This is a genomic window from Pseudomonas agronomica (genome assembly GCF_025917275.1).
GTDB classification, from domain to species: domain Bacteria; phylum Pseudomonadota; class Gammaproteobacteria; order Pseudomonadales; family Pseudomonadaceae; genus Aquipseudomonas; species Aquipseudomonas agronomica.
The window spans coordinates 1-12,092 of the sequence record NZ_JAOSHO010000129.1 but is presented as its reverse complement, the minus strand read 5'-3'; the positions used below and the strand labels follow the sequence as shown (position 1 = coordinate 12,092).

General features: G+C 61.9%; 12 protein-coding genes. 9 read left to right on the top strand and 3 right to left on the bottom strand.

Translation table 11 applies throughout. The features are described 5' to 3' along the window. Positions 1 to 652: MATE family efflux transporter (locus OC610_RS12075; RefSeq protein ID WP_264427969.1), on the bottom strand; the 652-nt coding region annotated here is incomplete at its 3' end. On the opposite strand from OC610_RS12075, the gene OC610_RS12070 reads away from it, so the two are divergent. The 4 genes from OC610_RS12070 to OC610_RS12055 all read left to right on the top strand — a co-directional run bounded on the left by OC610_RS12070 (position 645) and on the right by OC610_RS12055 (position 5,469). After that, positions 645 to 770, top strand: a complete 126-nt coding sequence (locus OC610_RS12070) for a hypothetical protein (RefSeq protein ID WP_264427968.1) — start codon at positions 645 to 647, stop codon at positions 768 to 770. The two genes, OC610_RS12075 and OC610_RS12070, sit on opposite strands and share 8 nt — an antisense overlap. Before the next feature lie 33 nt (positions 771 to 803). Further along, positions 804 to 1,724 carry a LysR substrate-binding domain-containing protein gene (locus tag OC610_RS12065; protein WP_264427967.1) on the top strand — a complete coding sequence of 307 codons (921 nt, stop codon included), beginning with the start codon at positions 804 to 806 and terminating at the stop codon, positions 1,722 to 1,724. Positions 1,725 to 1,909: 185 nt separating this feature from the next. Next, entirely contained in the window at positions 1,910 to 3,886 is a 1,977-nt protein-coding gene (locus OC610_RS12060; RefSeq protein ID WP_264427966.1) for a methyl-accepting chemotaxis protein, read from the top strand. A gap of 368 nt (positions 3,887 to 4,254) precedes the next feature. Beyond that, positions 4,255 to 5,469: an aldose 1-epimerase family protein gene (locus OC610_RS12055; protein ID WP_264427965.1), complete on the top strand. Its 1,215-nt coding sequence runs from the start codon at positions 4,255 to 4,257 to the stop codon at positions 5,467 to 5,469. A gap of 5 nt (positions 5,470 to 5,474) precedes the next feature. Here OC610_RS12055 and OC610_RS12050 read toward each other — a convergent pair whose 3' ends face one another. Then, the gene (locus tag OC610_RS12050; RefSeq protein WP_198797540.1) at positions 5,475 to 6,968 is read right to left on the bottom strand and encodes a YifB family Mg chelatase-like AAA ATPase; all 1,494 of its coding nucleotides are present in this window, start codon (positions 6,966 to 6,968) and stop codon (positions 5,475 to 5,477) included. Between the two features lie 221 nt (positions 6,969 to 7,189). On the opposite strand from OC610_RS12050, the gene OC610_RS12045 reads away from it, so the two are divergent. Then, a complete protein-coding gene (locus OC610_RS12045) occupies positions 7,190 to 8,467 on the top strand; it encodes a sensor histidine kinase (protein ID WP_264427964.1) in 1,278 nt (425 codons plus the stop codon). Positions 8,468 to 8,473: 6 nt separating this feature from the next. Here the strand turns inward: OC610_RS12045 and OC610_RS12040 are convergent, their stop codons facing one another. Next, positions 8,474 to 8,734 (bottom strand): accessory factor UbiK family protein, encoded by a 261-nt coding sequence (locus tag OC610_RS12040; RefSeq protein WP_264427963.1) that lies wholly within the window; start codon positions 8,732 to 8,734, stop codon positions 8,474 to 8,476. A 415-nt stretch (positions 8,735 to 9,149) separates the two neighbouring features. On the opposite strand from OC610_RS12040, the gene glnK reads away from it, so the two are divergent. From glnK to sutA, 4 genes are all read left to right on the top strand, one after another. Then, a complete protein-coding gene (gene glnK / locus OC610_RS12035) occupies positions 9,150 to 9,488 on the top strand; it encodes a P-II family nitrogen regulator (RefSeq protein ID WP_002555808.1) in 339 nt (112 codons plus the stop codon). A 33-nt stretch (positions 9,489 to 9,521) separates the two neighbouring features. Next, positions 9,522 to 10,856: an ammonium transporter gene (locus OC610_RS12030; protein WP_030138181.1), complete on the top strand. Its 1,335-nt coding sequence runs from the start codon at positions 9,522 to 9,524 to the stop codon at positions 10,854 to 10,856. A 211-nt stretch (positions 10,857 to 11,067) separates the two neighbouring features. Beyond that, positions 11,068 to 11,493 (top strand): secondary thiamine-phosphate synthase enzyme YjbQ, encoded by a 426-nt coding sequence (locus tag OC610_RS12025; protein WP_030138180.1) that lies wholly within the window; start codon positions 11,068 to 11,070, stop codon positions 11,491 to 11,493. Between the two features lie 101 nt (positions 11,494 to 11,594). Next, positions 11,595 to 11,918 (top strand): transcriptional regulator SutA, encoded by a 324-nt coding sequence (gene sutA, locus OC610_RS12020; RefSeq protein ID WP_007941277.1) that lies wholly within the window; start codon positions 11,595 to 11,597, stop codon positions 11,916 to 11,918. The last annotated feature ends 174 nt before the right edge of the window (positions 11,919 to 12,092 follow it).

Genomic DNA, 12,092 nt, shown 5'->3' with positions numbered 1-12,092 from the left:
GGTGCCGGTGGATGTGCCACGCCAGCGCCAGGGCCATGCTGTTGGCGACGATGGCCGTCACCAGGCCGATCCCCATCAAGCCGAGTTTCGGCAAGCCGAACATGCCGGTAATGAGCGCGTAGTTGAGCAGGAAGTTGGCCACCGTGCCGCCGAGGCTGATCACCATGACCGGCGTGGCCCGGCCAATCGCGCTGGTGAAACCGCGCAGGGCCATGAAACTGAGGTAGCCGGGCAGGGCGAATGGCAGCGCCAACAAGAATTGCCCGGCAGACAGCACATTGGTTTCGGTCTGGCCGAACATCAGCAGCACCGGCTTGAGGTTCCACAACAGCAGGCCTGCCATCAGCGCCATCAGCCAGGCCAACCACAAACCGGCCTGGGTCAGCCGGGTGGCGCCTTCGATGTCGCCCGCGCCCTGGCGGATCGCGACCAGGGTGCCCACCGCCGCAATCACGCCGATGCAGAAAATCGAGACGAATGAATAAGTCGCGGCACCGAGCCCACCGCCGGCGAGGGCTTCGGGGCTCAGCCGCGCCATCATCACGGTGTCGGTAAGGACCATCAGCATGTGCGCCAACTGCGAAGCTATCAACGGCCCCGCCAGCCGCAGGATGGCCCAGAGTTCGGTACGCGCTGGATGCTGCATGATCATCACGCTCCATGTTCAACAAGGCAGTAAAGCGTTGATTCTCGGCGCTCGCCGTCGTTTGCACAAAAGGATAAATCCGATTGCTGGCATGATTAAAACTCATGCTGGAACGATCTTCTGATAGGGTTCCAGAATCGCTATAGGAGCTTTCCCAATGTCTCGTCGTCTCCCTCCTCTTTATGCGTTGCGGGCATTCGAAGCGGCGGCGCGATACAGCTCGTTTACTCGGGCCGCCGAAGAGCTGTCGATTACCCAGAGTGCGGTGAGCCGACACATTCGCACGCTGGAAGATCATTTCGCCTGCCGGTTGTTCCAGCGCAGCGGCCGCAACCTGCAGTTGACCGAAGCGGCACGCCTGCTATTGCCGGGTGTGCGGGAAGGCTTCATGGCCCTTGAACGGGCTTGTCATACGTTGCACGGTGACGACGGCATCCTGCGCATGAAGGCGCCTTCGACCCTGACCATGCGCTGGCTGTTGGCACGGCTGAGTCGTTTCCGGCATCTGCAGCCTGGCAACGAGGTGCAATTGACCAGCGCCTGGATGGACATCGACTCAGTGGATTTCAACGTCGAGCCCTTCGACTGTGCGGTACTGTTGGGTAACGGGCACTTTCCGGCGGACTGGGAGGCCAGTTTGTTGTTCCCCGAGGAATTGATCCCGGTAGGCGCACCGAACCTGGTGAGCGACCAGCCTTGGGACGCGGTGCGGCTGGCCAGCGCCGAGCTGCTGCACCCCACGCCGGATCGTCGGGACTGGCGCAATTGGTTGCAGCGCATGGGCCTGGCCGACAAGGTCTCGCTCAAAGGCGGCCAGGTCTTCGACACGTTGGAGCTGGGGATGATCGCGGCGGCCCGTGGTTATGGCGTGTCCATGGGCGACCTGCTGATGGTGGCCGAGGACGTCGCCCAGGGGCGCTTGAGCCTGCCGTGGCCGACGGCGGTCGCCAGCGGCGAGCATTATTACCTGGTCTGGCCGAAAACCCGGCCGGGCGGCGAACGCTTGCGTCGGCTCAGCGATTTTCTCCAGGGCGAGGTCAAGGCCATGCAGCTACCCGACGTGGAGCGCCTGGGCTGAATCGTTGAAGCCTTGGCGCCAGTTCCTTGGCATTAATCCTTCCAGATCGCTCAAGTATTGGGGTTTGCTGCCGAATCCGTGGACATAGAACCTTCGTTCAGAAAGGGCCAATTCATACCTTAACGAATAAGATGCCGAGCGTGCGACGTGATCAGGATGATCCGGTCTCTCGGCCAGGAGCCGTCATGTCTCAACCCCGTGCCCGGATCGCCTCACAGCTGGGCCTTGCCCTCGCCGTGATATTGGCGGTCGTGATTTCCGGCAGTACCGTCTTCGCCTTGCGTTCGCTGGACGCTGCCAACCTGTCCACCCGTGAAGAGCACCTGGCCAGCGAAGCGCGCCTGATGGCCGACCAGCTCAACACGTTCCACAGCACCTTGCGCGAGAGCACGCAGCGGTTGGCCGGTCTGTTCGAAAAGCGCTTCAGCGCGGGCTTGAGCGTGCATGCGGACCAACCCGTGGCGGTGGCGGGCGCGCAGACGCCAGGCTTGAGCCTGGGCGGCGAAGTGTTGAACAACAACTTCAAGGAAGTGGACGACTTCAAGACGATGACCGCCGGGGTGGCCACGGTGTTCGTGCGCAGTGGCGACGACTTCATCCGCGTCAGCACCTCGTTGACCAAACAGGACGGCACCCGCGCGATCGGCACCGTGCTTGACCGCGCCGGCCCCGCTTATGGCCCGGTCATGGCGGGCCAGAGCTACATCGGCCGCGCCTTGCTGTTCGGACGCTACTACATGTCCCAGTACACGCCTGTGCGCGACAGCGGCGGCAAGATCATCGCCGTGTTGTACGTAGGCTTCGACTACACCGATGCGCAGAACGCCCAGTTCGAAAACCTCAAGCGCTTCCGTATCGGCCAGACCGGCTCCTTGGCGTTGCTGGACGAGCAAAACAAATGGCTGGTGCCGCCAGCGGGCGTGCAGGCGCTGGACAAGGCCACCGCGACCATCACCGACCTGGTCAAGAAACCAGGCAAAGGTGCGTTCTGGGAAGACACCGCAGAAGATTTCTACAGCGTTGCCGTGCCGTTTGAAGGTGGGCCGTGGGCGGTCGTGGCGAGCATGCCGAAAGCCGAGATTCGTGCCGTGACCTGGAGCGTCGGCACGCAACTGGCAATTGGCAGCCTGCTGGCGATGTTGTTGGCGGTCGGCTCGGCGATGTGGTTGTTGCGCAGCAAACTGGCGCCGCTCGGGGATCTGGTGCGCCAGGCCGAAGCGCTGGGCGCCGGCGACTTGAGCGTGCGCCTGAACGTGTCGAGCCATGATGAAATCGGCCAACTGGCCCGTGCCTTCAACCAGATGAGCCAGGCCTTGTCGACCATGGTCGAGCACATCCGCAAAGCCTCTCAGGAGGTCAATAGCCGTGCCCAGGCGCTGTCGGGCTTGTCCAGCGGCGCGTATGAGGGGATGGAGCAGCAGTCCGGTGAAATCACCAGCATGGCGGGCGCGGTTGAAGAGTTCAGCGCCACGTCCTTGGACATTGCCGACAACATGGGCAATACCCAGCGCCTGGCCCAGGAAAACGCCCAGCAAACCAAGATCGGTCGCACGTCGATGGACGAGGCTTCATCGTCGCTGGAGCAGATAGCTGGCGCGTTGAACAGCACGGCCACGGTCATCAACACCCTGGGCCAGCGTTCCCAGGAAATCGGCGGCATCGTTGGCGTCATTACTTCCATCGCCGAGCAAACCAACCTGCTGGCGCTGAACGCCGCCATCGAAGCCGCCCGCGCGGGTGAGCAGGGCCGTGGTTTCGCCGTGGTGGCTGATGAAGTGCGCAGCCTGGCCTCCCGCACTCGGCAGGCGACCGATGAAATTTCAGGGATGATCCAGAGCATCCAGCAGGAAACCGGCAACGCCATCAGCACCATGGAGCAAGGCAACCTGTTGATGCAGGAAGGCCTGTCGCGCAACGCCAACGTCGCCTCGGCCCTGGCGCGTATCGATGAGCAAAGCCGCTCCGCCGGCCAGCAATTCGCGGCGATCACCACCGCCACCCAGGAGCAGAGCAGCACCGCGACGTTGCTCAGCAGCAACCTGCAAAGCATTGCCATGGCCAACAGCGAGCAACGGGAAGTGGTTTCGAACCTGGCGATCACCGCCAAGGAACTGGAAACACTGGCGCAGGACCTGCGCAAAGAGGTTGATCGGTTCCGCTGAAGCGTCCTGTCGCAAGTCCGCTCCCAGGGATTCCCTGTGGGAGCGAGCTTGCTCGCGATTGGGGCAGCCCAGCCAACATCATCTCAATCTGACCCACCGCCATCGCGAGCAAGCTCGCTCCCACAGGAGTTGAGGGTGGCCCGGGATTTCGCATTACCCGATATCAAACTGTGGGAGCGAGCTTGCTCGCGATGACGGCTGCCCGGCCAACATCATCAATCTAACCCACCGCTATCGCGAGCAAGCGCTCCGACAAAAGCTGTCGATCGTGGGGCCGTGCCTTTTTAAGGGTATTGCTGTTTTTAAGCTTGCTGAAACGTTTCTTCAAGTCTATAAAAACCGCACAACTCCAATAAAAGGTCACGTCCATGACTCCGTTCAAACTCCTCGTTACCCTTGGCGCCCTGGGCGCTGCCTCCCATGCGATGGCCTGGGACTACGTCTTGCTCGACACCGACAAGGCTGCCCAGCCCTGGAAAATCACCAGCGAACAACTCGGCGTGAAAACCGGCAAGCCGTTCTCCGTGACGATGCGCACCCTGCACGGCGGTCGGCAGGAAGGCGTCAGCATCATCGACATCGACAACGGCTCCCTGAAGCTCTCGGTCGTCCCGACCCGAGGCATGAACGTGCTGCAGGCTTCTGTCGGCAATGTGCGCATGGGTTGGGATTCGCCAGTCAGGGAAGTGGTCAATCCAGCCTTCATCGAACTCAACGGCCGCGGCGGCCTGGGCTGGCTGGAAGGTTTCAATGAACTCGTCACGCGCTGTGGCTACGAATGGGTTGGCCACCCGGGCATGGACAACGGCGAACTGCTGACGCTGCATGGTCGCGCTGCCAATATTCCAGCCAATAAGGTCACCCTGCACATCGATGAAAAACCACCCTACGCCATCACCCTGCGAGGCGAGTTGAAGGAGCAGGCGTTCAAGAAAGTCGATTTCTCGGTCCAGACCGAACTGGTCACCGAGCCTGGCAGCGTGACCTTCGCCCTCAACGACACGCTGACCAACAACGGCGATTACCCGAAGGAGTACCAGGCGCTCTACCACAGTAATTTCAGCACCCCCTTCCTGGAACAGGGCGCGCGTTTCGCAGCGCCGGTCAAGCAAGTCTCGCCATTCAATGACAAGGCCAAGGGCGACCTGAACGATTGGACGACCTATCGAGCCCCCACCAAGGATTACGACGAAACCGTCTACAACGTCGTGCCTTACGGCGATGCCAAGGGCGACACGTTGACGGTGCTGCACAACAAGGCCGGCAGCCTTGGCGTCTCGGTGGGCTTCAACACGGCCACGCTCCCGGTGTTTTCCCTGTGGAAAAACACCGATACCCAAGGCCAGGGCTACGTGACCGGGCTTGAGCCGGGCACCAGCTTTTCCTACAACCGCCACTATCAGCGCCCGCTGGGGCTGGTGCCGACCATCGCCCCGAAAGAGCACAAGCAGTTCCAGATCCACTACAGCCTGTTGGCGGACAAGGCGGCGGTGGACAAGGCCCTCAAGCGCATCGACGACATCCAGGGCGATCGCAAAACCGAAGTGCGGGATACGCCGTTGGTGGACCTGAACAAACCATAACTGTTTCACGCCGTGGTCGGCCGATATTGCAGCGCTTCGGCCAGGTGTTCCCGGCTGATCCGCTGCACGTGCTCAAGGTCGGCCAGGGTCCGGGCGACCTTGAGCAGGCGATGGGCGGCGCGCAGCGACAGGGTCAGTCGTTCACAGGCAGTCTCCAGCCAGGCTTCGTCGGCGGTGGACAGTTTGCAATGCTGGCGCAAGCCCGGCAGGTCCAGGAACGCGTTGGCACAACCCTGGCGTATTTGCTGGCGCTCCCGGGCTTCGGCCACCCGCTCGGCCGCGGTGGCCGTGTCGCCACCGGGCTCGCCTTTTGGATTCAGCGCCGTCGCCTCCCGCGCAACGGTCAGGTGCAGGTCGATGCGATCAAGCAAGGGGCCGGACAGTTTATTGCGGTAACGCTGCACCATGTCGGGCGTGCAGGAGCAACGGCCGCTGGGCTCGCCGAGGTATCCACAGGGACAGGGATTCATCGCCGCCACCAACTGGAAGCGCGCCGGAAAGCGCACGCGGTCCCGGGCTCGGGAGATCACGATGTGACCGGACTCCAGCGGTTCCCTCAGCACTTCCAGCACCTTGCGGTCGAACTCCGGCAGCTCATCCAGGAACAGGACGCCATGGTGGGCGAGGGTGATTTCCCCCGGTTGGGGCTTGGATCCGCCGCCCACCAGCGCCGGGCCGGAAGCCGAGTGATGTGGCTGGCGAAACGGACGTTGCGGCCAATGGCTCAACGGCACGCAACTGGCCACCGACTGGATGGCTGCGACCTCCAGGGCCTCGCTTTCGGCCAGTGGCGGCAACAGCCCTGGCAAACGGCTCGCCAGCAGGGTCTTGCCGGTGCCCGGTGGGCCGCTGAACAACAGGTTATGAGCGCCCGCTGCCGCAATCAGTAGCGCGCGCTTGGCACCTGCCTGCCCTTGGACTTCGCTGAGATCGGGGTACGGCCTGCTGGCCGAGAGCAGCCCGTTGGAAACAAAGGGCTCGACGGGTGTGTGGCCGTTGAAATGCGCCACCGCCTCGAGCAGATGATCCACGGCAATCACTTTCAGCCCCGATGCCAGGCAGGCTTCCTCGGCATTCGCTCGCGGCACCACCAGCATCCGCCCGGCCGCGCGTGCCGCCAGTGCTGCCGGCAGAACGCCGCGTACCGGCCGCACGGCGCCGGATAAAGCCAACTCGCCGAGGCACTCCACGTCGTCCAGCATCAGCGTTGGCACCTGCACGCTGGCGGACAGGATGCCGAGGGCAATCGCCAGGTCGAACCGCCCGCCGTCCTTGGGCAGGTCCGCCGGTGCCAGGTTAAGGGTGATGCGTCGTGCCGGAAAATTGAGACCCGAATTGATGATCGCGCTGCGCACCCGGTCCTTGCTTTCCTTCACTGCTGCCTCTGGAAGGCCGACCATCGTCAACGACGGCAAGCCATTGGCCAGATGAACTTCAACGGTAACGGCGGGAGCCTCCACCCCCACCTGGGCGCGGCTGTGGACAATGGCGAGCGACATGAAGCGGTCCTTGAGACGAATAGGGTGCCGCGTCCTGCGGCTCCTGAAGACTAGTCGGGGAAACCAGCCCATGAGCGGCCATTCGAAGGGGAAATCTTCGCAGGATATTACCGAGGCGCCGGCCCCATCCCGGGATGAGCGTGGCCCGGGCGAGGCCTCTGCTAAGCTGGATTTGTCTGATCGGCACCGGGCGGGATCAACGCACAGAGAGGATGTGACCCATGGACGATCTGTTGGCGTTGTTGACCGACAAGCGCTTCATGCCCCACGGGCATTGCTACCTGTGGCGGCCGGATCTGTTGTGGACCAACGTGATCGCCGATGGCTTGATCACCCTGAGCTATATCTCCATTCCGTTTACGCTCATCTACTTCATCAACAAGCGCAAGGACGTCCCTTTCGACTGGATGCTGGCGGCTTTCGGTGTGTTCATCCTGGCCTGCGGCACCAGCCATGTCATGGAAATCCTGACCATTTGGCAGCCTTACTACTGGCTGTCGGCGCTGGTGAAGGTGATCACCGCCATCGCTTCGGTGATTACCGCGATCCTGTTGATCCGGCTGGTGCCCGCCGCCTTGAAGATCCCCAGTCCGCAGCAGTTGGCCCGGGTCAACGACGAGTTGCGCGAGGCGCAGGCCGAACTGGTCACGACGGCGCGCCGGGCCGGCATGGCGGAAATCGCAACCAATGTGCTGCACAACGTGGGTAACGTGCTCAATAGCGTCAATGTCTCCGCCCAGGTCCTGTATGACAAAGTCCATTCTTCCAAGGGGCCGGGAGTCGCCAAGGTCGTCCAGTTGATGAAGGAACATCCCGATGACCTGGGCGACTTCATCAGCAGCGACCCGAAAGGCCGCGCGCTGCCGGACTATCTCGGCAAGTTGGCCGAGGCGCTGGCCATCGAACAGCAGGCCATGATCGCCGAGCTGGCGCAGCTGACCCGAAGGATCGACCACATCAAGGACATCGTCGCGACCCAGCAATCCTACGCCGGTAATTCCAGCGTGCTGGAACCGGGCATGTTGCGTGAACTGGTGGAGGATGTGGTGCGCATCAGCGGGGTGTCCCTGGTGCGGCACAAAGTGACGCTGGTCCAGGAACTTGACGATGTGCCGATGATGCCGCTGGACAAGCACAAGGTCCTGCAGATTCTGGTCAACCTGATAAACAACGCCAAGCAGGCGCTTGTCCCGGTCACGGATCGGTCGCCGCACATCACGTTACGCCTGAAGGCGGTTGACGACGCCCGTGTGCGAATCGAGGTGGAGGACAACGGCGAAGGCATTGCCGAGGACAACCTTGCCCGGGTGTTCGAGCATGGCTTCACGACGCGTGCCGACGGTCATGGTTTTGGTCTGCACAGCTGCATTCTGGCTGCCCATGAGATGGGCGGCGACCTGACGGTGCGCAGCGCGGGGGAGGGCAAGGGGGCGCTTTTCACCCTGGAATTGCCGATCACGCCGGTCACCGGACAATCGCAAAAGGTCGCCCAAGGCTGAGGTCGTTTATTGCGGCGTCGAGGCCAGACGTTCTTCCAGCTCGGCCACTTTCGCCTCCAGGCTTTCCAACCTGGCCCGAGTCCGGGCCAGGACGACCATCTGGCTGTCGAATTCCTCCCGGCTGACCAGGTCCAGCTTGCTGAAGCCGCTTTGCAGCAAGGCCTTGAACTGGCTTTCGATTTCGCTTTTTGGCAGCGGCGTGTCGCCACTCAACAGGCGGGAGGCGTGGCCGCTCAGGGCGTCGAGGAGGTCTTTGGGCGCAAGCATGGCAGGTGTCCTGGAAAACAATGGCAGGCAGTGTATCACGCAGTGTCTATAGTCAATTCGCCAGGCAGGGATGCACGCTTTTCGCGCACGGGGCCGGGCGCTGTCGCACCGTTGTTGTGCGTATCGTTGCGCTTCGTGGCCCGACACCGCCGCATGCAGCGGGTAAGGGGTTGAAATCAGGAGGGTTGGACACAGATGGCAAGGTTTCTGCTTAGAGGCTGATGACCCATGCACTGATGCAGTCGCTGTGACGAATGCAGTGCAGCAGGCGAAACGGGGAGTTTCGTCAGGATCGGTTAACTGGCACCTGTCGGGCAACTTGGGCCGACGACGCGTTACAAAGCCAGGCACTGCGCTTAGACTTGAGTCGGGTTTGTTTTCCTGGGGCAAGTCCACCAATTCGGGAGAAAGTTTCATGAAGCTAGTCACTGCCATCATCAAGCCGTTCAAGTTGGACGACGTGCGCGAGTCGTTGTCCGAGATCGGCGTGCAGGGCATTACCGTTACTGAGGTCAAAGGCTTCGGTCGGCAGAAGGGTCACACCGAGCTGTATCGCGGCGCGGAATACGTGGTCGATTTCCTGCCCAAGGTGAAGATCGACGTCGCCATTGACGACAAGGATCTTGACCGGGTGATCGAGGCAATCACCAAGGCCGCCAACACCGGCAAGATCGGTGACGGGAAGATCTTTGTGGTCAATCTGGAACAGGCTATCCGCATCCGTACCGGCGAAACCGATACCGACGCCATCTAAGCCGCCAAACCCAACGCCCCAGGAGAAAACAATATGACTCTGCGTAAATTCGCAGGGCTAGGAGCCCTGTTGTCCTTCGCAATGCCTGGCCTGGCCATGGCAGAAGAAGCGGCAGCCCCCGTCCTGAACTCCGGCGACACCGCCTGGATGCTGACGGCCACGATTCTTGTACTGTTCATGACCATTCCCGGCCTCGCCCTGTTCTACGGTGGCATGGTCCGGTCGAAAAACCTTCTTTCCGTGATGATGCAGTGCTTTGCCATTACCGGTCTGATCAGCGTCCTGTGGGTCATCTATGGCTACAGCATCGCGTTCGACACCACCGGCATGGAGCAGGGCGTCGTCAACTTCAATTCCTTCATTGGTGGCCTGGGCAAAGCGTTCCTGGCCGGCGTCACGCCAGCGAGCCTGACCGGCCCGGCGGCGCTGTTCCCTGAGGCGGTGTTCATCACCTTCCAGATGACGTTCGCCATCATCACCCCGGCCCTGATCGTCGGTGCGTTTGCCGAGCGGATGAAGTTCTCCGCCATGCTGATCTTCATGGGCGTGTGGTTCACCCTGGTGTATGCGCCGATTGCGCACATGGTCTGGTCCGGTAACGGCGGCCTGCTGTGGGACTGGGGCGTGCTGGACTTCGCTGGCGGCACCGTGGTGCACATCAACGCCGGTATCGCAGGCCTGGTGGCTTGCCTGGTATTGGGCAAGCGCAAGGGCTTCCCGACCACGCCAATGGCGCCGCATAACCTGGGTTACACCCTGATGGGCGCGGCCATGCTGTGGGTCGGCTGGTTCGGCTTCAACGCCGGTTCCGCCGTTGCCGCCAACGGCACCGCCGGCATGGCGATGCTGGTCACCCAGATCGCTACCGCAGCAGCGGCGCTGGGCTGGATGTTTGCCGAGTGGATCACCCATGGCAAGCCAAGCGCACTGGGCATTGCCTCGGGCGTGGTGGCAGGCCTGGTTGCAATCACCCCGGCGGCCGGCACTGTGGGCCCGATGGGCGCCCTGGTCATCGGCCTGGCGGCGGGCGTGGTGTGCTTCTTCTGCGCCACCACCCTCAAGCGCAAGCTCGGCTATGACGACTCCCTGGACGCCTTCGGCGTGCACGGTATCGGCGGTATCCTCGGTGCGATCCTGACCGGCGTGTTCGCCGCTCCGGCCCTGGGTGGCTTCGGCACCGTGACCGATATCGGCGCGCAAGTGTGGATTCAATTCAAGGGCGTGGCTTTCACCGTGGTCTACACCGCGATCGTCACCTTCATCATCCTCAAGGTACTGGACGCCGTCATGGGTCTGCGCGTCTCCGAGGAAGAAGAAGCCGTGGGCCTGGACCTGGCCCAGCACAACGAGCGCGGTTACAACCTGTAAGCAGCGCATAAAAAAATGCCCGGTTCGCCGGGCATTTTTTTGTCTGGAATTTGTCATTGCTCACAGGGCGTGCTGGTTTTTCCGACGCCTTTTGTTGTGTATGCGACATGGGTTTTTCTACCGCCAAAGGCTTACATGGGGGCAAGAATATTAGGCCCTTTGTTTTTTCCCAGAGCGCGCTAGAATGCGCGCCGAACGTGCGGAGATCTGTATGTGGCAGCAGACGTTGATAACCCTGCGGGCAAGGCCCCGGGGCTTTCATCTGGTGACAGACGAGTTGCTCGCCGGCTTGCCTGAACTCAAGGCCTGTCGTGTCGGTCTGTTGCATCTGTGGCTGCAGCACACCTCGGCCTCGTTGACCATCAACGAGAACGCCGATCCGGCGGTACGTCGAGACTTCGAACGATTTTTCAATCGGCTGATCCCACAAGGAACCGCCGACTATGAGCACAACGACGAAGGCCTGGACGACCTCCCGGCGCACTTCAAGGCCAGTGTGCTGGGGTGTCAACTCAGCCTTCCGGTAACGGCGGGGCGGTTGGCATTGGGTACCTGGCAAGGTGTCTATTTGGGCGAACACCGTGATCATGGCGGTGCTCGTAAAGTCCTCGCCACCTTGCACGGTGAAGGGGCATGACCGCTGATTGCCGGCGGATGTTGAATTTTTTCTGGCAGCCTTCGACAGATGGCGAAGCTGGGCTATAACTAATCTGCTTTTCGCAAGTCATGAGGTAGAACATGAGCGACGATGATCTGGAAAACGACGACCTCGAAGTAGGTGATGAAGACGAGGCCGAAGAAGGCCTGGAGGCGGCGGCTGAAGACGTCGCTGACGACGACGGTGCCGATGTTCCGGTCCCGACTGCCAAAGGCAAGGCCAAGGCAGCGGTATCGGTTGACGAGTTGCCGAGCGTAGAGGCCAAGAACAAGGAGCGTGATGCGCTCGCCAAGGCCATGGAGGAATTCCTGGCCCGGGGCGGAAAGGTGCAGGAAGTGGAGGCCAACGTGGTCGCTGATCCGCCCAAGAAGCCTGACAACAAGTACGGCAGCCGCCCTATCTGAGTATCTGCCCTTGCTTGCTGAAAAAGCCCGCCGTCGCTGCGGGCTTTTTCATGGGCCGGATTAAAGCCCAGGGACAGGCCCGGTCCTGTGGGAGCGAGCTTGCTCGCGATGACGGCGGCACATCCGACATCAACGTGTCAGGTAAACCGCTATCGCGAGCAAGCTCGCTCCCAC